Source organism: Flavobacterium mesophilum (assembly GCF_039581405.1).
GTDB lineage: Bacteria > Bacteroidota > Bacteroidia > Flavobacteriales > Flavobacteriaceae > Flavobacterium.
Map to the genome: position 1 here is coordinate 646,438 of NZ_JBCPXZ010000002.1, position 23,222 is coordinate 669,659.

Consider the following 23,222-nt stretch of genomic DNA (forward strand, 5'->3'; position numbering starts at 1 on the left):
TACTAAAAAATTATTCATTAAAGATTGACCGCATTTATGCAAATGCAGTTCAGTTCAAATAATCGGAAGTATTATGCCAAGTTAGGGGGTGGAGCAAAAATGCTCGGCGAAATATTGTCTAGCTTTACAATATTTTCAGATACGATAATTTTTTTTTCAATGTAAACTGGCATTATCACTTCATGCTGAAGTATTGCTGGATAAACAGCAGCCTTAAGTTCTTTGTGTGAGTGCTCTTCTTCAGAAAAACTGAAAAACATAGACGTATCATTGCTTTTCTTCAATAGCGTCACCACAGTTGGTGTTGCTAAGAAAGCAATAAATATGAATAATAATATGCGAGCCACTAATTTCATTGAAGCAAAAATAGCGTTAAAGAAATAAAATCAAAGTTTTTTTTATAGAAATTTAACATTAACAAAAAAGCAGAACCACTTTTTTCAGACGTTCTGCTTTTAATTCATTAAAATACAAATACTTAAATTGTTTCTTCAAGCCATGCATTCATCATCCAGATTGTTTTTTCTTGTTCTGCAATAAAATCACTCATCATAGAATTTGTTCCTTCATCATTGATTTCTCCAGATTTATTTAAGATTTCTCTCTCGATTTTTAACAAATCTGATAACGAATGAACAATCAATTGAACGGCTTTCTCATCGTTAGAAATATTTTTTCCAACGGTCAATTTATTGTGCTTGATATAGTCCTCGAATGTATGCAAAGGGGTACCGCCAATGGTCAAAACCCTTTCGGCTATCATATCGATTTTAAGTTGTGAATCTGTATACAATTCTTCAAATTTTACATGAAGATCAAAAAACCGCTTTCCGCGAATATTCCAATGAATTCCTCTCAAATTTTGATAATATACTTGAAAATTGGACAATAAAACATTCAATTCTTTTACAAGCAATTCTGATTCTTTAACTGGTAATCCTAAAATATTTGTTTTCATAATCTATTTTTTACACTAATTTACTACAAATTTAAAGTAAGTTTCATGAAAATAATATAAATAAAAATTATATTTTCTTATTTTTGCATCAAAAATTACTATCAATATGACTATAACTCAATTGCAATATGTGTTAGCTGTTGCCGAACATAAAAACTTTACTCTTGCCGCCGAAAAGTGTTTCGTAACACAACCTACTTTAAGCATGCAGATACAAAAAATTGAAGAAGAACTTAATATTTTGATTTTTGACCGAAGCAAGAAGCCAATCCAGCTTACAGATATTGGACAAAAAATAGTAAGCCAAGCTAAAAACATCGTAAACGAAGCCGATCGAATCAAAGATATTGTGGAACAGCAAAAAGGTTTTATTGGTGGCGAATTCCGTTTGGGAATTATCCCGACGATTATGCCTACGCTGTTGCCAATGTTTTTGAATAATTTCATTAAAAAATATCCTAAGGTTAAGCTTTTAATTGAAGAGCTTAATACAGAAGAAATTATAGTGAAATTAAAAAACGGTCATCTAGACGCTGCAATTGCTGCAACACCGCTTGAAGATGAAAAAATAAAGGAAATCGTTTTATACTTTGAGCCATTTGTGGCTTATATTCCAGAACATCATGCCAGTTTTGAAAAGCAAGAAATTGAAGTTGCCGACTTAAATCTAAATGAAATTCTCCTTTTGCAAGACGGCCATTGCTTTAGAGACGGAATTTTAAATCTATGCAAAAGTGTTTCTGACATCGACCAGACCAATTTTCAGATTCAGAGCGGAAGCTTTGAAACTTTAATAAAATTGGCAGACGAAGGCCTTGGTACAACATTACTTCCGTATTTGCACACTTTGGATTTGAAAGAATCCGACAAACTGAAACTACGAAACTTTAAGGAACCAAAACCTGCTCGAGAAGTAAGTTTGATTTACCCTAAAAGCGAATTAAAAATGCAAATCATTGATGCGCTCCGATCTACAATTGCTGGCGTTGTGAAAGGCGCAATTGTTTTTCAGAATGTTCAAATCATCAGTCCGCTGCAAAAAAGCAATAAATAAAAAAGGAGCCAAATTGGCTCCTTTTTTTATACTTTTATCAGTAGTAGACTTTGTTTTAATTCTGGTTTCTCGATTACAAAACTCAACAACCATTCTTGCAATTGTTCCATTTCGTAAGGTAACAGTGTTTTGATAGCTTTTTCTAACTCTTTGCAGAAAAGTACCGGATCGAAACTAACTCTCTCAAGTATTGATTTCGTGTAATCAAACATCATTTTTGACATAATAAAATAAGATTTTTGGGGTTATCTAATTTTTTAAACTCGCACCAAATTTAAACAAATAACCTTTATAACGACTCTTTTTAACTATTTTTTTTAAAAACTTTAATAACGAATACGTTTTCTTAAAACATATAACTCAATCTAGAACAATTCTAGATAGTTCGATTAAGCGTTTTTAAAAGCGCGAAACATTTCTCGTTTTCCTGGAGGACCAGCCAATTTTTCGACAGTAAACCCAACCGAAATCATATTTCTTTTAACAACTCCGCGAGCTGCGTATGTAACTAAAACGCCCTTTGGTTTTAAACTATTGTACATTTTTTGAAATATTTCTTCGCTCCAAAGCTCCGGTTGCACCCGAAATCCGAAGGCGTCAAAGTAAATCAAATCAAAAGTTTCAAAATCGTCGATTTCATGAAAAAATTGTTTCCTTTTGGTTAACGAGAACGTGCCGCTAAGTTCGGTTTTCTCGTTCCATTCACTTTTATGCATTTTTTCAAAAATGTTGTCAAATTCCAATGCCTCTAGTTCTTCAACATAATTCATTCCTAAAACTTCTTCTGCTTTTATCGGATACGCCTCTACTCCAACATAATCAATATTCTGTTGCTTTTTTTCTGATTCCAAAAAAGTAATAAAAGCATTCAAACCAGTTCCAAAACCAATTTCTAAAATTGACACCGAATTATTCTCAAATAAGGAAAGTCCGTTTTTAATAAAAACATGTTTTGCTTCTTGTATTGCACCATGTTTTGAATGATAACTTTCGTTCCATTCTTCTAAATGAATTGTGGTTGAGCCATCTAGCGTTTTAATTATTTCTCTTTTCACGATTTTCGAATTTTATAATGGTGTTTTACTGATTTTCAGTCTGTTTTATTGATCAAATTTAGTCAAAACTAATGCGTAAAGCCTTAAAAAACCGCACTTTTTTCATAAATTCTTTATAAAACTTACTTAAAATTTTAGGTTTATTACAAGATAAATAAATCTCAGTTAAACACAGGAATTAATGCAGTTTTGCCAAGGAAATTATATATTTTTCCGTAATTTTGCATTCAACAAAAAACTATTCTTCAGCAGATCACTACGTTAGAAAATCATCTGTTGAGAATTCAATTCGATAAAACTTTACATAATTATGAGTACAACTCAAACAAGCAAAATTGAAATCAGAAAAGCTACTTCTTCTAAGATAAGTTCTGTAGACTTTGAAAACTTAAGCTTTGGTGCTGTATTTACAGACCATTTATTTGAATGTGATTACAAAAATGGACAATGGCAGACTCCGGTCATTAAGCCTTATGCGCCAATTTTAATGGATCCTTCATCAAAAGTCTTTCATTATGGTCAAGCTATTTTTGAAGGAATGAAAGCTTATAAAGATGAAAATAATGATGTTTGGTTGTTTAGACCTGATGAAAACTACAAACGTTTCAACAGTTCCGCTGTTCGTATGGCTATGCCAGAAGTTCCAGAAGATATTTTCATGGAAGGTTTGAATGAATTATTAAAAATCGACCAAGAATGGATTCAAAGAGGAAACGGAGCTAGTATGTACATCCGTCCTTTTATGATTGCTACAGGACCTGGAGTTATCGCAAATCCTTCTGACGAATATAAATTTATGATCTTACTTTCTCCTGCAAAAGCATATTATGGAGGCGAAGTAAAAGTAATCATTGCTGAACATTATAGTAGAGCTGCAAATGGCGGAATTGGTGCTGCAAAAGCTGCCGGAAACTATGCTGCTCAATTCTACCCAACGAACTTGGCAAACAAAGATGGTTTCCAACAAGTTATTTGGACTGATGATGCAACGCACACAAAATTAGAAGAAGCGGGAACAATGAACGTTTTCTTCAGAATTAATGACACTTTATTGACTGCTCCAACAAGCGAAAGAATTTTAGATGGTGTTACTAGAAAAAGTTTGATCGCTATGGCTGAAAAAGAAGGTCTTAATGTAGAAGTTCGCCCAGTTATTGTTTCAGAATTAGTTGAAGCTGCTAAAAACGGATCTTTGAAAGAAATTTTCGGAGCTGGAACTGCTGCAGTAATCAGCGTTATCAAAGGATTCTCTTATAAAGATGAGTATTTTGAAATGGCTCCTGTTGAAAATTCATATGCTTCTTTCTTGAAAGAAAAATTAACTAGTCTTCAAAACAAACTTTCTGAAGACACTTACGGATGGACAGTTAAAGTACAATAATCCAAAACCGCAATAAATAAAGAAACCCGATAGATTTTTAAAATTTATCGGGTTTTGTATTTTTATATTAACACATAGAAACATAGATTTTAAATTATACGGAAAAGCCCGCTAAAAAGAAACTAGTTTCTTAACACATAGCTATGTGCATTTGACAAAAGTGAAACGCCTTTTTTCACGCACTCAATAGCTATGACTCTATGTGTTTTTTAAAAAAAACTATAACAATTTGGAAAAATCAGGCTTGAAATAATTCGGGCCTTTCATTACTTTTCCATCTTCGCGATAAATTGGTTGGCCGTCTTCACCAAGTTTGCTCATGTTACTGCGTTGGATTTCATCAAAAACCGCTTCAATTTTATCCTGAAGTCCGTGTTCGATAATCGTTCCGCATAAAATATACATCATATCGCCAAGAGCATCGGCAATTTCAACAATATCATTATTTTGAACCGCTTCTAGATATTCTTCATTTTCCTCTTTCATCAAATTATAACGAAGCAACTTTTTTGTTGCTCCCAAATCAGCAATTGGCGACTGACTGTGACCTATTTTAAAAGCAGTATGAAATTCAGTTACTGCATCCAGTTGTTTCTTCATGTTTTTAATTGATTAAATGAATTGGCAAATTAGTAACAATTCGTATACAATTCTCTAAATTTGCCAAAAATAATTTTAACTATGTTTAGTCAAGGACAAATAATATTCGGAATCTGCTTTTTTATTGCTTTTGTAATCGTTATGATATTTGCATATCGAAAAGATTTGGCGCTTCATAAAATATTTTACAAAGGAAATTACAAGGTTCTGCTTGTATTTTTACTTTTCATTGTGCTTTTATTTGTGATCAAAATCTTTTTCAAAAGATAAATATCGAATCCCGATTTTCACTTCCATAAAATAAATTTTAAAAATTATAATTAAGCGACTCCAAAAACGTTTAATTTGAATATTTTTTTGATCAAAATAATTTATAAAGTGTACTTTTATCGCGATGCTATTTTTAGTGTGACGAGTAATAAAAATTTATAACTTTACGACACCAAACAATCTACCCAAATGAAGATTCTAAAATATTTATTTCTTTTATCATTATTAAGCTTAGTTGCTCTTACTGTTTTTGTTGCTACTCAAAAAGGTATTTTTTCTGTAGAAAGAAGCAAGGTGATTAATTCTCCAAAAGCGACAGTTTACAACTACATCAATGATTTTAGAAACTATGAAGATTTTGAATCTTGGGCGATAGAAGATTCTTCATTAAATTTCACTTTTCCAAACAAAACAGCCGGAAATGGAGCTTCATTTTACTGGACAGGAACAGAAGGTGCCGGAAATGCGATCACTTTAAAAACAAAAGACGGCGAAAGTATTCAGCAAAAAATGAAATATGACGGTACAGAAGCTGATGTAAATTGGACTTTCAAAGATACTTTGGCAGGAAAAACAAAAGTTACTTGGAAGGCAAAAGGAACAATGAGTTTTTTGTTTAAAATTTATACGGCTTTAAACGGTGGTTCTGATAAAGTTATCGGAACGATTTACGAAAAGAGCTTAGCAAACATTGACAAAAATCTTGATTACGAAACTAAAACGTATAATATAAAAGTTGACGGTGTGGTTCAAAAAACAGAAACACCATACATCAAACAAACTTTTACAAGTGAAATTTCTAAAGTAGCTAAAAATGCAAGAATCGTTATTCCAAAACTTATTAAGTTTAGCGAAACAAATGCTTTACAAACTACCGGAAAACCTTTCATTATTTACCATACTTACGACACCAAAACTGGATTAGCTAAAATTTCGATTTGTTTGCCAATAAATAAAGATATTTCAATCAGCTCTGGAAGCGATATTTTATCTGGCAAATTAAATGGATTTGAAGCCGTAAAAACAACTTTGACAGGTGATTATTCACATACAGCTGAAGCTATCGGTAAAAGCACGGCATACATCAACAATCAAAAAATTATTCCAGATTTAAGCTGGTCACATTTAGAAGTATTGACTGTAAGCAAATTAGACACAAAAAGTCCGTCTAAATTACTTACTGAAATTTATTTCCCAACAAAACCAAAAGTTGTTCCAGTAACAGCTCCGGTTGCTGATCCATACAATACTCAAACAGATCCATCAGCAGCAAACACAACAACTCCAGATCCAGCAGTTGCTAATCCCAATCCAGCAACGACGACGCCTGTTGTGAAAAAACCTGCAAAACCAAAACCGGCAGCCCCAAAACCGGAAAAACCTACAACTACACCAGAAGAAGATGAATTCTAAAATAAAGGATATTAAGCCTTTAGCTTAAAATTCATTCTAATAGGATAAATGAAGAAGCTTGACAGACGAGAAGGAATTTATACAACAATTATTAAATCCTAAAACGCAAAACGCAGCGTTTCAAAAACTCTTGTCTGATTATCAAAAACCATTGTATTCTCATATTCGAAACATTGTTTTGGATCACGATGATACCGATGATGTTTTGCAAAACACTTTTGTAAAAGTTTTTCAGTATTTAAAAAATTTTAAAGGCGAAAGCAAGCTTTTTTCTTGGATGTACCGAATTGCAACAAATGAAGCTTTGACATTTTTAAATCAAAAAGCAAAACTAAGCGGTCTCACATCAGAAGCTTTGCAGACAAAAACAATAGAAAATTTAAAATCTGATGTTTATTTTGATGGAGATGAAATTCAAATCAAACTTCAAAAAGCCATTGTCACTTTGCCTGAAAAACAACAATTAGTTTTTAAAATGAAATATTTTGAAGAATTGAAGTATGAGGAAATTGCTGAAATTTTAGGAACTTCAGTGGGGGCTTTAAAGGCATCTTATCATCATGCCGTAAAAAAAATTGAATTATATGTTACATCAAATTAAACCTTTTGTAAAAAAAACTATCTTATAGACATTATGAAAGCATTTAAATTAGAAAACGAACCGAAAATCAAATCTGGATTTAAAACTCCGGAGCATTATTTTGATGATTTGTCGGCAAAAGTTTTACAGCAGATTAAAGAAAAAGAAGTAAAAGTAATACCTTTTTACAGACGCAAAAACGTAATTTCAATTGCCGCGGCCGCAGTAATTGTTTTTGCACTGATGATTCCTATAGTTAATAATTATAATGACACTTCTAAAGAACTTGACGAAGCTACTTTAGAAACCTATTTATCATATCAGTCGAATTTGAATCAATATGACCTGATTCAGAATTTAGACACTAAAGACATTCAAAAACTGAATAAAAATGTTGCTATTGAAGATGAAACTCTTGAAGACATCCTAGCATCAAATCCAAACATCGAACACTTAATTTCTGAATAAAAAACAAAACTTAAAAGATGAAGATCAAAAATATACTGCCGATAATTTTCTTCCTTGTAAGCTTTTCATTTTATGCCCAAGGAGGAAAAATAGATGAAAAACGTGAAAAGATAAAAGCTTACAAAGTTTCTTTTTTAACAACTGAACTAGAGCTTACCCCTACAGAAGCTGAAAAATTTTGGCCTATTTATAATGCCTATGATGACAGACAATTTGAATTAAGGCATCAAAAAATGAAAGCGTACATGGAACGCTTAGATGATGACAACATTAATTCAATTTCAGAAAAAGAGGCTGCAGTTGTACTTGCGCAAATGGAAAGCACAGACAAAGAATTATATCTTTTGCGCGAAAAATACAATGCAAACCTAAAAAAGATTCTTTCGGCAAAGAAAATATTGAAGCTTAAAAAATCTGAAGACGACTTTAACCGAAAATTGCTAAAACAGTATCGCGACAAAGCCGCAAAAGATAAAGATTAAATAAAATACAACAGCGACAAGCCCCCTATATAATAATACTTACTTTATTATTTAGGGGGCTTGTTATTTTTAAAAAATTGATTTTTATATAAAAGTAATTCGGATTAATTTATTGTAACCTGCAGCTATTGCTGTATTCTTGTTGACAAATCGAATTGTAAAAAGCTTAGAATCGTCTGAAAGCTGTTTCCAAGTTGCACCACCATCTTGAGAATATTGGATACCGGAAGCGCCAACACAAACAAGTTCTCTAGCATTACTTCCAGGAACATATTGAATGCAAGATGCATATCCAAAACCTTGATTCTGGCCAATCAATTCCCAAGTTTTACCACCATCTTTAGTGCAAATTTTATTATCTGAATTTTTGTCTGGAAATTCATAATCTCCTCCAGCTGCGAATCCGTGTTTCGCATCGTAAAAATCTGCAGTAAAAATACCCGTCATTGCTTTCCCTTGAACAATTGGAGTATCTACTACTTTCCAAGTTTTTGCTTTATCTGGAGAATAAAAAACACGCGATTTTTTCCCGCCAGAAACCAACCATGTATCATTTCCTTTTATGACGATATTTGTATTACTTGCTGCAAAAGCGGCTTCACCTTGTGTAATTGTAGGCAATTTATCTGAAAGCAGTTTTGTCCAAGTTTCGCCTCCGTCGCGAGTAACAATCATTGAAAAAGTATCTTCTGTAGGATCTCCAATTGCGATTCCTTCTTTATCATTCCAGAATTGCATGCTATCGTAAAATACTTTCGAGTTAACCTCTTTGTAAACTAATTTTACTTTTCTGGTCTTCTTGTCAACTTGATACAACAGTGCAGGATTTGCAACACTTAATAAAAAGACGCTTTTTGAATTTTGCGCTATGCTTCTAAACTCTAAATTAAGTGTGTCTCGATAAATATGATCCTCAAATTTTTCTCTTTTATCCAAATCAAAACAGCCAAAGCGAGAATTATCTGCTCCATACCAAATCTTATTATTATCAATAGCAATTGCTCTAATACTGATTTTATCTTGAAACAAAACTTCCGTTTGCATTGAAACAAAACCTCCTGTAACAGGCTTTTCTTCATTGTTTTTCAATGCCTTAAAAGACACCAGCAAAACAAATAAACTAAAAAATAATATTAATTTTCTCATGTAGGTTAAGATTAAGTATTTGCTAAAATACAACTAATTATAACATATAAAATAGCTTTTGTTTTTTTTGATGATAATATTTATTCACACTCCGTTTTGTCCAATCAGAATACGAGACAACCCAACAGAACCAAACACACTAACAATGAAGCACTTAAAACAAACCAACATACGAAATATCTTTTTGGCACAGTAATTGGATATTCGCTAACAACTAATTTTTTTAATATTATTTGCCATGAAAGCGAAACTATTTATACTAGCATTTTTAGCCATCGGACTAAGTTCTTGTTCTGCACAAAACCAAGCCACTGTTTATGCAAAAAATTCAGACATCAGTGACAACTTAGATTTAAGAGCGGTTGCTTCTATGTTTGGGGAATCAGCAAATCTTCAAGATTTCGAAAGAAGATTAAATGATCCAAAATATCAAATATCAAACCTTGACTTAAACGGAGATGACCAAGTTGATTATTTACGTGTTATTGAATCTGTAGAGAACAGAACTCACGTTGTAATTATTCAAGCTGTTTTAGATCGTGACGTTTATCAAGACGTTGCAACAATTGATGTAGAAAGAGACAATTACAATAAAGTTAGCGTTCAAGTTGTTGGAAACACTTATTTGTACGGTGCAAACTATATTTATGAGCCTGTTTATAATGTAGTCCCAGTAATTTATAGCTCATTTTGGGTTACAAACTACAGACCTTATTGCTCAACTTTTTATTGGGGTTATTATCCAACATATTACACTGCATGGAGACCTTACCCAGTTTACAGATACAGAAATAATATAAATATTTGCATCAACGCAAACTACAGCTATAACTATGTAAATTACAGAAGAAGTTATGTGGCACCAACGATCTACGCATCAAGACGTACTTATGGCTATGAAAGGATGAGACCTAACTATAGTTTTGCTGAAAGACACAGCAATGTAAGCAACAGATATGATTTGGATCAAAGAAGAGTAACTAGCAGACCTTATACTTCGCCTCAAAATAATGGCAATCCGGTTAGATCTAGTGCAGGAAGACCACAGTATGGAGATAATAGAGTGTCAGACAGAAGTTATGGTTCTGATAGAAATTCAGACAGAAATTACAATAATTCTAGCCGTCCGTCGATGAGTAATAGAGAAAGTTCTGCCCCAGCTGCGACTCCTTCAAGACCAGATTACAGCAGAAACAACTCAAACAACTCAAACAACAGAAATTACAGTGATAGATCAGCATCACAAAATAATGATGCACCTAGAAGTTATTCTGAAAACAGAAGAGGTTCTATGAATAATTCAAACAGCGACAGACCAGCTCCAGCCCAAAGAAGCGAGCCTTCAAGAAATTATTCTGAAAACAGAGGAAATTCTGAAAACAGATCGTACAGTTCAAGACCTCAAAATGCACAACGTTCTGAAGCACCTAGAATGAGCCAAGAATCAAGAGGCGGACAACCACAAAGAGAAAGTGGATCAAGAGGCGGTAATAATTACAACAGAAGAGGCTAATAACAAAATCACATTTCTAAATAAAAAAAAGGGCACAATTTACCGATTGTGCTTTTTTTTATCTTTTTATTTATAATTGCTGCTAATTTATTTTAAAACAGTAAATTTGCAACCGTCTTTTATAAAAACACACATGAGCGCAGCGCATAAAAACTTACACAGTAAGTTGTCTATTGGTGGTCTATTGATCACATTAGGAATTATTTATGGAGATATTGGTACTTCTCCATTGTATGTAATGAAAGCCATTCTTGGTGATTACGCGATAAATTCAGATATTGTTTTAGGAGGTATTTCCTGCGTTTTTTGGACTTTAACGCTACAAACTACAATAAAATATGTACTTATAACCTTAAGTGCTGACAATCATGGTGAAGGTGGAATTTTTGCTCTTTATGCTTTAGTTAAAAAAACAAAAATCCAATGGCTCATCGTGCCCGCCATAATTGGAGGTAGCGCATTACTTGCAGACGGAATCATTACACCTCCCATTTCAATTTCATCAGCAGTTGAAGGAATCAGGGCTTTCTATCCTACAATGGAAACCCAAACCATTATCTATATTGTAATTACAATCCTAGTTATTCTGTTTACCATTCAACAATTTGGAACAAAATTAGTTGGTAAATTTTTCGCACCAATGATGCTGATTTGGTTCGCAATGCTTGGAACTTTGGGGGCAATTCAAATTTTTTACCATCCAGAAGTAATCAAAGCGATAAATCCTTATTACGCTTATCATTTATTATCAATTCACCCTGACGGATTTTTTGTATTAGGTTTCGTATTCCTTTGTACAACTGGAGCTGAAGCTTTGTATTCAGACATGGGACACTGCGGCAGAAAAAACATCAGAATAAGCTGGATTTTCGTAAAAGCAACCTTAGTTTTAAACTATTTTGGTCAAGCGGCTTATTTGATTCATCATGAAGGAAGTACATTGCAACAATTAGGTGGTGAAAACGGAAACCCATTTTACTTGATTATGCCTCATTGGTTTCTTCCATTCGGAATTGTAGTAGCAACTTTAGCTGCAGTAATTGCATCTCAAGCACTTATTAGTGGTTCATTCACTTTGATCAACGAAGCAATGCGTTTGAATTTCTGGCCAAAAGTAAAAATCAAATATCCTACTGAAGTTAAAGGACAATTATATATTCCGTCGATCAACTGGTTGTTACTTTTTGGTTGTATTGGAATTGTATTGCACTTTGAAAAATCAGGCAATATGGAGCACGCTTATGGTCTTGCCATCATTTTATGTATGATCATGACCACAATTTTGCTGAATTATTATTTAATCATGAAACGTGTAAAACTATATTTCATGGTGCCTTTGATCACAATTTATTTATTGATTGAGTTCAGTTTCTTATTTGCTAATATTACCAAATTTGCAGAAGGTGGTTATGTAACTTTGATTATTGCGATGCTTTTGATTTCGATTATGACGATCTGGTATTTAGCTAAGAAAATCAACAAAAACTACACTAAAGTTATCAAAATCGAAGATTACAAAAAAGTATTGGTCGAATTGAGCAAGGATTTATCTATTCCAAAATACGCAACGCATTTGGTTTATATGACCAATGCAAATCGTACTGATGAATTAGAGGAAAAAGTAATTTATTCGATTTTGCAAAAACGTCCAAAAAGAGCTGATATTTATTGGTTTGTACACGTAAATGTTCTTGCTGAGCCGTATAAAACAGAATATAAAGTAACTGAAATCGCTAAAGACGACATCTACAGAATTGACTTTAACTTAGGATTTAGAGAACCTACAAAAATCAATTTAATGTTTAGAGAAGTTATTCGTGACATGGTAAAACGCGGTGAAGTGGACATTACGAGCCGATACGAATCATTGAACAAAAACAATATTATTGGAGATTTCAAATTTGTATTATCTGAGAAATTCCTATCAAATGACAATGATTTAAGATGGCACGAAAATATTATCATGAACTCTTATTTCTTTATCAAAAAACTGAGTTTGTCTGAAGAAAGAGCATTTGGTTTAGATAGTAGTTCGGTTAAAATTGAAAAATTCCCAATGGTGCTTCACGCTCCAGAAAACATTGGATTGACGCGAATTATCAAAAATTAATTTTTTACAAAATATTTCCAAAAAACACTCTTTTAAACTTTATCAGAGTGTTTTTTTTCTTTTCAAATGAAAGTCAAATGAACAATCAGAATTAAAAATTTAACTTTCAATCAATTAATAGTACCTTTGCAACTCAAATTATCAAAATGAGATTACACAGAAATTTAGTTTATACTACCATCGATTCTTTAAATGCGATTTTCAACGAAGGAGAATATGCAGACAAAGTGGTAGCTAGAGCATTAAAAAAAGACAAACGTTGGGGAAGTTCTGACAGGAAGTTTGTTGCTGAAACCATATACGAAATTGTTCGCTGGAAACGTCTGTACGCAGAAATCGCTGAAGTAAAAGAACCTTACGACAGAGATAACTTGTGGAGAATGTTTGCAGTTTGGGCTGTTTTAAGGGGATATCCAATTCCAGATTGGAGACAATTAGAAGGAACTCCTGAAAGAAAAATAAAAGGACGTTTTGACGAACTTTCAAAAGTTAGAGCTTTAAAAGAATCTATTCCAGATTGGATGGATGAATTGGGCGTAAAAGAATTAGGCGAAAAAGTTTGGGCAAAAGAAATTGCTGCTCAAAACCAACCGGCTAAAGTAATTTTAAGAACTAACACACTTAAAGGAACTAAAGAAAGTTTAAGAAACACGTTGATGGATTTGAATATTGAAACAGAATATTTGAAAGATCAGCCAGAAGCTTTGGTTTTAAAAGAAAGAGCAAATGTGTTCTTGACAGACGCTTTTAAACAAGGTTTGTTTGAAGTTCAGGATGCGAACTCACAATTAGTTGCTGGTTTCTTAGATGTTCAGCCAGGAATGCGTGTTGTTGATACGTGCGCTGGAGCGGGCGGAAAAACTTTGCACATGGCTTCTTTAATGAACAACAAAGGACAATTGATTGCAATGGATTTGTATGAAAGCAAATTGAAGCAATTAAAATTAAGAGCAAAAAGAAATGGCGCTTTTAATATTGAATACCGAATTATCGACAGCACAAAAGTGATCAAAAAATTACACGAAAAAGCTGATCGTGTTTTGATCGACGCACCTTGTAGCGGACTTGGAGTTTTGAAAAGAAATCCGGATTCAAAATGGAAATTACAACCTGAATTTATTGATAATATTCGTAAAGTTCAGAGTGAGGTTTTAGAAAGCTATTCCAAAATTGTAAAACCAGGCGGAAAATTAGTTTATGCAACTTGCTCTGTTTTGCCTTCAGAAAACCAAGAACAGGTTGAAAAATTCCTAAAAACTGAAATTGGACAGCAATTCAAATTTATTGAAGACCGAAAAATGCTGGCTTCTGAATCTGGTTTTGATGGTTTTTATATGGCGCTTTTAGAACGTAAAAAATAAATTTCAATACAAAAAATCCCAAATTCCAATCTAAAAAAGGAATTTTCAATACTAAAAAATCCAAATTCCAATTACTCTTGGAATTTGGATTTTTTATTTTATATCGCTGTTCAACTTTGTCAAAGTTTTGGAATTTAAGATTGTAAACTCGGCTTACGAAGCAATTTTCCGTTTTCATTTTCCTTAAATTTCGGAACAAAAACAATTTCTTTTGGTTTCTCAAATTTTCCTAAAACATCAAAAAAATCAGGAGCAAAATCTTGTTTTTCGCCTTCGATTACCAAAATCAACTTTTCGCCTAAAACAGAATCTGGAACTCCAGTAACAAAAAAACGGTTTGGAATTTTGCCAACTAATTTCGCTTCAATCTGCTCAGGAATCAGCTTCACTCCTCCACTATTGATTACATTGTCAATTCTTCCCAAAAAAACAAATTGCTTATCGTTTATCAGTTCAACCAAATCATTGGTTACAATTGGTTCATCAGAAATAGATGAAACATAAATTACCAGACAACCACGATCATCTTTTTCAATTTTTACATTTGGCAAAATCGAAAAAGCGCTTTCTCCAACCTTTTTGGCCGCAATATGCGTAATGGTTTCGGTCATACCATACGTTTCATATATTTCACCATTCAGTTTTAATAATTCTGCTTCAAGAGCCGAATCAATTTTAGCACCTCCAATGATTAGCTTTTTTACATTTTTAAGTTTCTCAATTGAATTTTGAACCTGCAACGGAACCATTGCCACAAAATCATACTTTTCGGAATTAAAGGCTAAAGGCTCTGTACTCGGAGCTTTCACATCAATATCAAGCCCCAAAATCAAGCTTCTCACAAGCATCATTTTTCCAGCAATAAATTGCGTCGGCAAACACAACAACGCTCTATCTCCAGGCTCTAAACCAAAAAAATCACCCGTCGCTAAAGCTGACTGAATCATAGCTTGCTTTTCTAATCTGACTAATTTTGGAAGACCAGTGGTTCCAGAAGTCGTCATTTCGATATAATCTTTATTATCAAACCAGTCCAAAAGAAATTCACCTATAGCACGCTCATATATATCACCTTCTTTTATAAAACTATATCCAACGCGGCATAAATCTTTTGCGTTTAAATGATATCCGTTGATTTTAAAATAATTATGTACATTTTTATGCGTTAACTGTGTCATGATTATTAAATTAAAAGATTCTTAAATATTTATGTTACCAGTCAATTTTTCTTTCCAATTTGTCCATTTGTACTTCTTGCTGAAAATAAGCAACAGTATAGGATAAACAATTACAACAGGCAATATCACATCAAGTCCTGCCGAAGGTTCAGACATATCTTTGAAAATAGAATGCGTTTGAAAAACAGTCCAATCTGACGTGACAAGCAAGGCTCCAGTCAAATTATTCGCTGCATGAAAACCGAGAGCCAATTCTATTCCTTCGTCCATAAGGGTTATAACACCCAAAAACAAGCCCGTTCCAATATAGTAAACCATGATTATATAGCCCATTTTTGCAACTTCTGGATTAAAAACATGCATTGATCCAAAAATAAGAGAAGTCATCATTAAGGGAAACCATCTGTTTTTCGCCAAATTAGCGAAACCCTGCATCAAATAACCTCTAAAAACATATTCTTCAGTACTAGTTTGTATTGGAATGAGCAATGTGGCTATTACAACTAAAATCAAAAACGGAACTAACTTAAAATTCCAGATAAATTTCTCAGGATCTTTTAAATAAACAATCCAAAAACTCAAACCTGAAAAAATAGCCCAAATAATAAATGAAAACAAAATTCGACCCCAATCTACTTTTTTTCTTGATGTTGTAACCGACAAAAGTGTTTGCTTATGAAGATATTTTATTACCAGATATACTCCCGCAAACGCAAATACAAAAGAAATCATAACGAGAAACAACGTCAAATTTGGCTCAAATACTTTCAAAACTGCATCTTCCTTTGTTGGAATTTCTGTTTTATTTTTCAAACTGTTATAAAGAACTGCAACCGAAAGGGGAATTTGGCCAACAAACGAGGCAGTTATAATAATAACTGACCCGATGAGATACAGAAAAAATTTATTATGAGGTTTAATTCCTTGTTCTAAAAACATTTATATATAATTTTAAAATGAGAATTCAGTTTGATAAGTAAATAGTACTTTTGGAACTGCGAAAATACCTATTTTTTGCGTCAACTATCTTACAATATCTAAATATAACAAAATGATACAAATTTACCATAATCCTAGATGCGGAAAATCAAGAAGCTGCCTGGCTTTTATTGATCAATCAAAACAAGAGTTTGAAATCATTCCTTATTTGACCGAAACACCCACCTTTGACGAGTTAAAAGAATTGCTTAAAAAATTAAGCTTGGAACCTATTCAATTAGTTCGCGTTAAAGAAAATGTCTGGACTGAAAATTATAAAGGAAAAGAACTTAGCAACGATGAAATTATTCAAGCAATGGTCGAAAATCCCATTTTAATTGAAAGACCAATTGTTGTTAAAGACGGAAAAGCCATCATTGGCAGAGATCTTGATTTAGTAGCTGATTTTTTAGATTAATTACAAATTAATCAAATTAACATTTTTTTGTGATTTTCATTTTAAACCTGGAGCCATATTTGGTGTCTAAAGAGCAAATGAAACCAAAAATAAAATGAAGAAAATCAAATTTGCTGTATTGCTTGTTCTTTTTTTTACAAGTTTTTACAACTATGCACAACAGGCGCCTCCTGGTAAAAACAAGGTAAAAGTTACTGGAAAAGTTTTTGAAAAGGTTAGCAAACAACCACTTGAATACGCTACAATTTCGCTAATGGCACCAAACGACACAAAAGTTGTTGCTGGTGGAATCACTAATCCAAAAGGTGAATTCGAAGTAGCAGTAGCACCTGGAACTTATGACATCAAAGTAGAATTCATTTCGTTTAAAGCAACAGAAATTAAAGGAAAAAACATTTCTGGAGATACTAACTTAGGTATTGTAAACTTATCAGAAGATGCAGCACAATTGAATGAAGTTGTAGTTCGCGCAGAAAAATCGACTGTCGAAATAAAACTAGATAAAAAAGTTTACAGTGTTGGTCAAGACATGATGGTAAAAGGTGGAACTGTAAGTGATGTTCTTGACAATGTACCATCTGTTTCTGTCGATACTGAAGGAAATGTAAGTTTAAGAGGAAGCGACAACATTAGAATATTAATTGATGGACGTCCTTCAAATGCAATCAATATTGCTGAAGCTTTACGTCAGCTTCCTGCTGATGCGATTGACAAAGTAGAAGTTATCACAAACCCATCTGCACGTTATGATGCTGAAGGTGGATCTGGATTAATCAATATCATTCTTAAAAAAGGTAAAAACCAAGGTTTCAACGGAACTTTTATTGCTTCAGGCGGTATCCCTGAAACGTATGGTTTAAGCGGTAATTTGAACTACAAAACTGAAAAATTAAATTACTTTACCACTTTAGGATACAACCACAGAACAAATGAAGGTGCTGGTTTAACGAACACTGAATATTTGAATGCTGACGGAACTTATAAAGGATTTTTAGATGAAGATCGTGATACTAAAAGATCTTCTGATGGTTTTAACGGAAGAGCCGGTATCGAATGGACTGTAGCGCCAAACACCTATTGGACAAATGCCATTAACTACCAAAAAAATTCAGGCGACACGAGAGATTTGATTAATTACTATAATTATGATGCCGCTCATGCTTTTACAGGAACTTCTTTCCGATTGAACAATGGAGATACTGGAAGTCAAAACGTAGAATATACTTCTAATTTGATCAAAAACTTCAACGACAAAGGACACAAACTTACTGCCGACTTATCGATTTCAAAAAATGATGACGACAGCAACAGTACCATTACAGCTTCTCCAAACTATAATACTACTTTAAACAATCAAGTTCAAAAGCAGGTATTATTTCAAGCAGATTATGTCTTGCCATTAGGAAAAGGAAGCCAATTTGAGGCTGGTTATAAAGGAAGTTTTGGAGATTTGAACAACGAATATTTCGTAACAGACGAAAACGGCGCTAAAGATCCAAATCTATCAAATACATTAGAATACAAAGAAAACATCAATGCACTTTATACGCAATATGGTTTCAAAGTAAATAAATTCTCTTACTTATTTGGTCTTCGTTGGGAGGATACAAATATTCATGTGAATTTATTAGAGACAAATGATTTCAATACTAAAAAATACAACAACTTATTTCCAAGTGCATTTATTAGTTATGAACTTTCAGACCAAAGCAGTTTTTCAGCTAGTTACAGCAAGCGTTTAACAAGACCAAGAGGACGTTTTATGAACCCAGCGGTAAACTATTCTAGTAATATCAATATTTTCCAAGGAAATCCTGATCTTGACCCTTCATTGACTGACAAATATGATATCGGATATATTAAACGTTGGAACAAATTAACATTCAATACTTCTGCTTATTTTGAGGATACAAAAGATGTTTTCAGTTTTGTACGTACGCCAAACGGAAATGTAGTAAACGGCATTCCAGTTATCTTAAACCGTCCAATCAACCTTGGAAAAGAGCAAAAATTTGGTTTTGAATTTACTTTAAACTATACGCCGTTTAAAATCTGGAGAATCAACAGTAACTTCAACTTTTACAACGTAAAAACAACTGGAGACAATACTTATATTGACTACAACGGAAATACAGTTGTACAAAACCTTGACAATCAAGCTACCACTTGGTTTGCTAGAATCAACTCAAAATTGACTTTGCCATACAAAATCGATTGGCAGTTAAGCGGAAACTACAACGGTTCGCAAAAAACGGCTCAAGGGAAAAACTTAGACATGTTTGGTATGAATACAGCATTCAGCAAAGATGTCTTAAAAGACAAAGCGACAATCGCATTCAACATCAGCGATATTTTCAACTCAAGAATTATGAGATCATATACTTATCTTCAAAATTCTACAACACTTGAAAGCCAAACTGCTTATAGCGAAATGCAATTCCGTAAACGTCAGTTCAACTTATCGTTTACATACCGTTTCAACAAACCAAAAGGAGAAAGAGACAAAAATGCCGCTCCAAAAGAAGGCGATGGCGGAGGAGAATTCCCTGGATAATATTGATTAAATTCCAATAATTAAAATCCAAATTCCAATCTCGCTGAGATAAAATCCAAAATTAAAAATCCAAATTCCAATTTAAAAACTGGAATTTGGATTTTTTTTTTAATCTGACTACCCTTTATTCATCAACAAACCCGACAGGTTTTAAAAACCTATCGGGTTTGTTCGTTTATTTGAAAATTTGAATTTTGGAATTTGGAATTTGAATTTTGGAATTTTGGAATTTTGGAATTTTGGAATTTTGGAATTTTCCTTTTTTTTGGAACAAAAAAAAAAGGACTCACAATTTGTGGTCCTTTTTTATGAAATCAATTAATATTTAACTGACTGTTCTTCTTGACTTCTTTTAGCTCTTTTTTCTTTGAACATTTCCCAGCTAGCTCCCGTAACCCAATAAGATACGAAACCAACCAAGAAAAACATTAACCAAAACCCTATAGTTAGTATGGTTAAGAAAAGTAAAAAGCCTAAGTACTGTGAAAATTCAAACATGTTTTCCGGAATTTTTGAATGTTACGACAAATGTAGGGTATAAATTCTTCCTCAGCAATAAAATCTAAATCAATTTTCGTTAAATAACATTTATGCGTATATTTATACTCATTTTAAATAAGCTTTTTTTTGAATACAAAACCCTTTAAATAAAGACCTCTCAGAAATGCATAAGATTTTCCAGGAGCTGATTCCTGCTGTCCGCTATATCTTTTGTACTGAACCCCAGCACAAAAGGATGCCGCTTCCATCAGGGCTAGGGTACTCATTTTCAAAAGAAGTTTCAATATTTAACATATCACAAATAACATTTTACATACAACATAATGAAATATAGAATAGAAAAAGACACCATGGGCGAAGTTCAAGTCCCAGCCGATAAATATTGGGGTGCGCAAACAGAACGTTCTAGAAACAATTTTAAAATAGGAAATCCCGCTTCGATGCCCAAAGAAATCATTGAAGGTTTTGCTTATCTAAAAAAAGCAGCAGCTTATGCCAATTATGATTTAGGCGTTTTACCAGTCGAGAAAAGAGACGCAATTGGGGCAGTTTGCGACGAAATTTTAGCAGGAAAGTTAGATGACCAATTCCCTTTAGTAATTTGGCAAACCGGTTCAGGAACGCAAAGCAATATGAACGTTAATGAAGTAATTGCCAATCGTGCTCAAGTTTTGAAAGGTTTTGAAATTGGCGAAGGCGAGCAATTCATCAAAGCAAATGACGATGTAAACAAATCCCAATCATCAAACGACACCTTCCCTACCGGAATGCATATTGCCGCTTATAAAATGGTCGTAGAAACCACCATTCCTGGAGTTGAAAAACTACATGCTACATTAGTAAAAAAAGCAAACGAATTTAAAGACGTTGTAAAAATTGGTCGCACGCACTTAATGGATGCCACGCCTTTGACACTCGGACAAGAAATTTCAGGTTATGCCGCACAATTGGCCTTCGGATTAAAAGCTTTAAAAAACACTTTATCTCATTTATCTGAAATCGCTTTAGGCGGAACCGCAGTTGGAACAGGATTGAATACGCCAAAAGGCTACGATGTAAAAGTTGCTGAATACATAGCAAAATTCACCAATCATCCTTTCATAACTGCTGAAAACAAATTTGAAGCTTTGGCTTCTCATGATGCAATTGTTGAATCACACGGCGCCTTAAAACAATTGGCTGTTTCATTAAATAAAATTGCTAATGATGTCAGAATGTTGGCTTCAGGACCTCGTTCTGGAATTGGCGAAATTCACATTCCTGAAAACGAACCGGGATCATCTATCATGCCTGGAAAAGTAAATCCAACACAATGCGAAGCCTTGACAATGGTTTGTGCTCAAATCATTGGAAACGATATGGCAATTGCTGTTGGAGGTATGCAAGGACACTACGAACTGAATGTTTTCAAACCCGTTATGGCAGCAAACTTTTTGCAATCAGCTAGATTGTTAGGCGACGCCTGTATTTCATTTGACGAACATTGCGCTCAAGGGATCGAACCAAATTACAAACGCATCAAAGAATTAGTTGACAATTCATTAATGCTGGTTACGGCTTTAAACACCAAAATTGGATATTACAAAGCCGCCGAAATCGCGCAAACCGCTCACAAAAACGGAACAACTTTAAAAGACGAAGCAGTTCGTTTAGGTTATGTTACAGCCGAAGATTTTGATGCGTGGGTAAAACCGGAAGATATGGTTTAATTTAAAATTATGAGTTATGAATTATAAGTTATGAGTTGCTTCTGCTTATCTATTTATAAAACAAAAAGGCAGAAACTAAACGGTTTCTGCCTTTTTTATTTCTATTCATGAGCACAAACTTATAATTCATAACTCATAATTTATAATTTATTTCCCGTCTACATAATCCTGCAAATAGCTAAATCTTTCTGTCAATTTACCGTTTTCAGTGATTTTGGCGCGTTTTAAAATTCCATCTTTGTCTCCGTTGAAGAAAGCCGGAATTACGTGTTCCATAAATTGTTCCCCAAAACCTTCACTGGCATCTTTCGGAATTTCGCAAGGCAAATTATCAACCGCCATAACTGCAACTGCCGCAGGATGGAAAAAATCTACTTCTCTATCTTCTAAAGGAAAATAACCATACAAAGGTTCTGCAATGGTTGACGAACGAACAGTACAAGCAATTGGACCATTCACATCACAAGAAATATCGGCAACAACTTTTAACTTGCAGTCGCTTGCATTAAGCATTTCTTTAGTCAAAATCATTGGTGCATTATTAGCATGAAAATGGCCAGCAAAATAAATATCTGATACTTTAGTAAATCTTTCAAAATCTGATACATATTCTTCTGGATGCGTGACAAAATCTACAAAATCCAAAACTTGACCGTCTTTTCTTTTGTTATATTCTAAAACATCTAATTGTACATAAACCGCTTGCGCGTATTTCTTCGTCAAATAATTATCGACTGTAATTTCTTTTATTTTAATAGCATCCAGAATTTCTTTTGCACCGCTTCCTACTTTTCCAGTTCCCGTAACAACAAATTTCAGCGCTGGCATTGTAATTCGTTTTAAATGCTTTATCAAATCGTCTTTTCCTGAAAGAGTTTCTGCTTTTGGCAATTTAAATAATTCAAATTTAATTCCGAAAGCTCGAATTCCGTTGTAAACACCAACCATTCCAGCATATTTTCCAAAACCAATCAAACGATGATCATGTTCATTTACAATCGTTTCGTGATCGTATAAGTCAATGTTTTTTTCTAAAATAGCTTGGAGTAATTTTCGGTTATGCGGTTGCTTTTTTATTGTATGAGAAAAAAAGAAATAAGCTTTATTTGGAATTAAATTCTCAACAGGTACTTCTTTTACACCAAATAAAACATCACAGTCAGAGACGTCATCTTTTACAGTAATCCCCATGCTTTTATATTGAAGATCCGAAAAAATCCTTATGTCTGAGCTTTCCACTTCTATGACAGCATCATGATACTGCTGTTTCAGTTTTGCTAATTCATCTGGAGCAAATACTACGCGTCGATCTGGTGGGTTTTTTCTTTCTTTTATAATTCCAAATTTCATTTATATAAATTTAAAGCTTTTAATAATATAACTTTTTACACTGTATTTGTTTCAAATATAACAAAATTAGTTAAAGTTTTGTTCAAAAATTACAATTTAGAATATTTAAAAACCGTTGAAAGCTGAATAACAATCGACTAACT

General features: G+C 33.3%; 24 protein-coding genes. 13 read left to right on the forward strand and 11 right to left on the reverse strand.

Annotated elements, in window-relative coordinates:
* Window positions 1-71 precede the first annotated feature (71 nt).
* Complete coding sequence (locus AAYQ19_RS07255; RefSeq protein ID WP_343535458.1) at window positions 72-356, reverse strand: hypothetical protein; 285 nt, start codon at window positions 354-356, stop codon at window positions 72-74.
* A 122-nt stretch (window positions 357-478) separates the two neighbouring features.
* Window positions 479-958: a Dps family protein gene (locus AAYQ19_RS07260; protein ID WP_343535461.1), complete on the reverse strand. Its 480-nt coding sequence runs from the start codon at window positions 956-958 to the stop codon at window positions 479-481.
* Between the two features lie 106 nt (window positions 959-1,064).
* Here AAYQ19_RS07260 and AAYQ19_RS07265 point away from each other — a divergent pair, with 106 nt between their 5' ends.
* The gene (locus tag AAYQ19_RS07265; protein ID WP_343535463.1) at window positions 1,065-2,012 is read left to right on the forward strand and encodes a LysR substrate-binding domain-containing protein; all 948 of its coding nucleotides are present in this window, start codon (window positions 1,065-1,067) and stop codon (window positions 2,010-2,012) included.
* 26 nt (window positions 2,013-2,038) lie between these two features.
* Here the strand turns inward: AAYQ19_RS07265 and AAYQ19_RS07270 are convergent, their stop codons facing one another.
* Complete coding sequence (locus AAYQ19_RS07270) at window positions 2,039-2,236, reverse strand: hypothetical protein (protein ID WP_026730370.1); 198 nt, start codon at window positions 2,234-2,236, stop codon at window positions 2,039-2,041.
* Window positions 2,237-2,401: 165 nt separating this feature from the next.
* On the reverse strand, window positions 2,402-3,067 hold the full coding sequence (gene mnmC2, locus AAYQ19_RS07275) for a tRNA (5-methylaminomethyl-2-thiouridine)(34)-methyltransferase MnmC2 (protein ID WP_343535466.1): 666 nt from the start codon (window positions 3,065-3,067) through the stop codon (window positions 2,402-2,404).
* 310 nt (window positions 3,068-3,377) lie between these two features.
* Between mnmC2 and AAYQ19_RS07280 the strand changes: the two genes are divergently transcribed.
* Window positions 3,378-4,448: a branched-chain amino acid aminotransferase gene (locus AAYQ19_RS07280; protein ID WP_343535469.1), complete on the forward strand. Its 1,071-nt coding sequence runs from the start codon at window positions 3,378-3,380 to the stop codon at window positions 4,446-4,448.
* Between the two features lie 219 nt (window positions 4,449-4,667).
* Here the strand turns inward: AAYQ19_RS07280 and AAYQ19_RS07285 are convergent, their stop codons facing one another.
* Window positions 4,668-5,048 carry a pyrophosphohydrolase domain-containing protein gene (locus AAYQ19_RS07285; protein WP_026730373.1) on the reverse strand — a complete coding sequence of 127 codons (381 nt, stop codon included), beginning with the start codon at window positions 5,046-5,048 and terminating at the stop codon, window positions 4,668-4,670.
* Window positions 5,049-5,129: 81 nt separating this feature from the next.
* On the opposite strand from AAYQ19_RS07285, the gene AAYQ19_RS07290 reads away from it, so the two are divergent.
* The 5 genes from AAYQ19_RS07290 to AAYQ19_RS07310 all read left to right on the forward strand — a co-directional run bounded on the left by AAYQ19_RS07290 (window position 5,130) and on the right by AAYQ19_RS07310 (window position 8,261).
* On the forward strand, window positions 5,130-5,318 hold the full coding sequence (locus tag AAYQ19_RS07290) for a hypothetical protein (RefSeq protein WP_343535472.1): 189 nt from the start codon (window positions 5,130-5,132) through the stop codon (window positions 5,316-5,318).
* 189 nt (window positions 5,319-5,507) lie between these two features.
* Window positions 5,508-6,731 (forward strand): SRPBCC family protein, encoded by a 1,224-nt coding sequence (locus AAYQ19_RS07295; RefSeq protein WP_343535474.1) that lies wholly within the window; start codon window positions 5,508-5,510, stop codon window positions 6,729-6,731.
* Between the two features lie 58 nt (window positions 6,732-6,789).
* On the forward strand, window positions 6,790-7,332 hold the full coding sequence (locus AAYQ19_RS07300) for an RNA polymerase sigma factor (protein WP_343535476.1): 543 nt from the start codon (window positions 6,790-6,792) through the stop codon (window positions 7,330-7,332).
* A 33-nt stretch (window positions 7,333-7,365) separates the two neighbouring features.
* Window positions 7,366-7,779, forward strand: coding sequence for a hypothetical protein (locus AAYQ19_RS07305; protein WP_343535478.1), 414 nt, complete (start codon window positions 7,366-7,368; stop codon window positions 7,777-7,779).
* 17 nt (window positions 7,780-7,796) lie between these two features.
* The gene (locus AAYQ19_RS07310) at window positions 7,797-8,261 is read left to right on the forward strand and encodes a sensor of ECF-type sigma factor (RefSeq protein WP_343535480.1); all 465 of its coding nucleotides are present in this window, start codon (window positions 7,797-7,799) and stop codon (window positions 8,259-8,261) included.
* Window positions 8,262-8,345: 84 nt separating this feature from the next.
* Here AAYQ19_RS07310 and AAYQ19_RS07315 read toward each other — a convergent pair whose 3' ends face one another.
* Complete coding sequence (locus AAYQ19_RS07315) at window positions 8,346-9,407, reverse strand: sialidase family protein (RefSeq protein ID WP_343535482.1); 1,062 nt, start codon at window positions 9,405-9,407, stop codon at window positions 8,346-8,348.
* Window positions 9,408-9,645: 238 nt separating this feature from the next.
* On the opposite strand from AAYQ19_RS07315, the gene AAYQ19_RS07320 reads away from it, so the two are divergent.
* From AAYQ19_RS07320 to AAYQ19_RS07330, 3 genes are all read left to right on the forward strand, one after another.
* Window positions 9,646-10,920 carry a hypothetical protein gene (locus AAYQ19_RS07320; RefSeq protein WP_343535484.1) on the forward strand — a complete coding sequence of 425 codons (1,275 nt, stop codon included), beginning with the start codon at window positions 9,646-9,648 and terminating at the stop codon, window positions 10,918-10,920.
* A 133-nt stretch (window positions 10,921-11,053) separates the two neighbouring features.
* Window positions 11,054-13,030 (forward strand): KUP/HAK/KT family potassium transporter, encoded by a 1,977-nt coding sequence (locus tag AAYQ19_RS07325; protein ID WP_343535486.1) that lies wholly within the window; start codon window positions 11,054-11,056, stop codon window positions 13,028-13,030.
* Window positions 13,031-13,176: 146 nt separating this feature from the next.
* Window positions 13,177-14,391: an RsmB/NOP family class I SAM-dependent RNA methyltransferase gene (locus tag AAYQ19_RS07330; RefSeq protein ID WP_343535488.1), complete on the forward strand. Its 1,215-nt coding sequence runs from the start codon at window positions 13,177-13,179 to the stop codon at window positions 14,389-14,391.
* 134 nt (window positions 14,392-14,525) lie between these two features.
* On the opposite strand, the gene AAYQ19_RS07335 is transcribed toward AAYQ19_RS07330, so the two are convergent.
* Both AAYQ19_RS07335 and AAYQ19_RS07340 read right to left on the reverse strand, forming a co-directional pair.
* On the reverse strand, window positions 14,526-15,569 hold the full coding sequence (locus tag AAYQ19_RS07335; RefSeq protein WP_343535490.1) for an AMP-binding protein: 1,044 nt from the start codon (window positions 15,567-15,569) through the stop codon (window positions 14,526-14,528).
* A 21-nt stretch (window positions 15,570-15,590) separates the two neighbouring features.
* The gene (locus AAYQ19_RS07340) at window positions 15,591-16,508 is read right to left on the reverse strand and encodes a CPBP family intramembrane glutamic endopeptidase (RefSeq protein ID WP_343535492.1); all 918 of its coding nucleotides are present in this window, start codon (window positions 16,506-16,508) and stop codon (window positions 15,591-15,593) included.
* Window positions 16,509-16,620: 112 nt separating this feature from the next.
* Here AAYQ19_RS07340 and arsC point away from each other — a divergent pair, with 112 nt between their 5' ends.
* Complete coding sequence (gene arsC, locus AAYQ19_RS07345) at window positions 16,621-16,965, forward strand: arsenate reductase (glutaredoxin) (protein ID WP_343535494.1); 345 nt, start codon at window positions 16,621-16,623, stop codon at window positions 16,963-16,965.
* 94 nt (window positions 16,966-17,059) lie between these two features.
* Window positions 17,060-19,519, forward strand: coding sequence for a TonB-dependent receptor (locus AAYQ19_RS07350; RefSeq protein WP_343535495.1), 2,460 nt, complete (start codon window positions 17,060-17,062; stop codon window positions 19,517-19,519).
* A gap of 318 nt (window positions 19,520-19,837) precedes the next feature.
* Here the strand turns inward: AAYQ19_RS07350 and AAYQ19_RS07355 are convergent, their stop codons facing one another.
* Together AAYQ19_RS07355 and AAYQ19_RS07360 are read right to left on the reverse strand one after the other, a co-directional pair.
* A complete protein-coding gene (locus AAYQ19_RS07355) occupies window positions 19,838-20,017 on the reverse strand; it encodes a hypothetical protein (protein WP_343535496.1) in 180 nt (59 codons plus the stop codon).
* Between the two features lie 113 nt (window positions 20,018-20,130).
* Window positions 20,131-20,286, reverse strand: a complete 156-nt coding sequence (locus AAYQ19_RS07360; protein WP_343535497.1) for a hypothetical protein — start codon at window positions 20,284-20,286, stop codon at window positions 20,131-20,133.
* A 57-nt stretch (window positions 20,287-20,343) separates the two neighbouring features.
* Here AAYQ19_RS07360 and fumC point away from each other — a divergent pair, with 57 nt between their 5' ends.
* Window positions 20,344-21,729, forward strand: a complete 1,386-nt coding sequence (gene fumC / locus AAYQ19_RS07365; protein ID WP_343535499.1) for a class II fumarate hydratase — start codon at window positions 20,344-20,346, stop codon at window positions 21,727-21,729.
* Window positions 21,730-21,876: 147 nt separating this feature from the next.
* Here fumC and AAYQ19_RS07370 read toward each other — a convergent pair whose 3' ends face one another.
* Window positions 21,877-23,079: an NAD(P)-dependent oxidoreductase gene (locus tag AAYQ19_RS07370; RefSeq protein WP_343535501.1), complete on the reverse strand. Its 1,203-nt coding sequence runs from the start codon at window positions 23,077-23,079 to the stop codon at window positions 21,877-21,879.
* Window positions 23,080-23,222 lie beyond the last annotated feature (143 nt).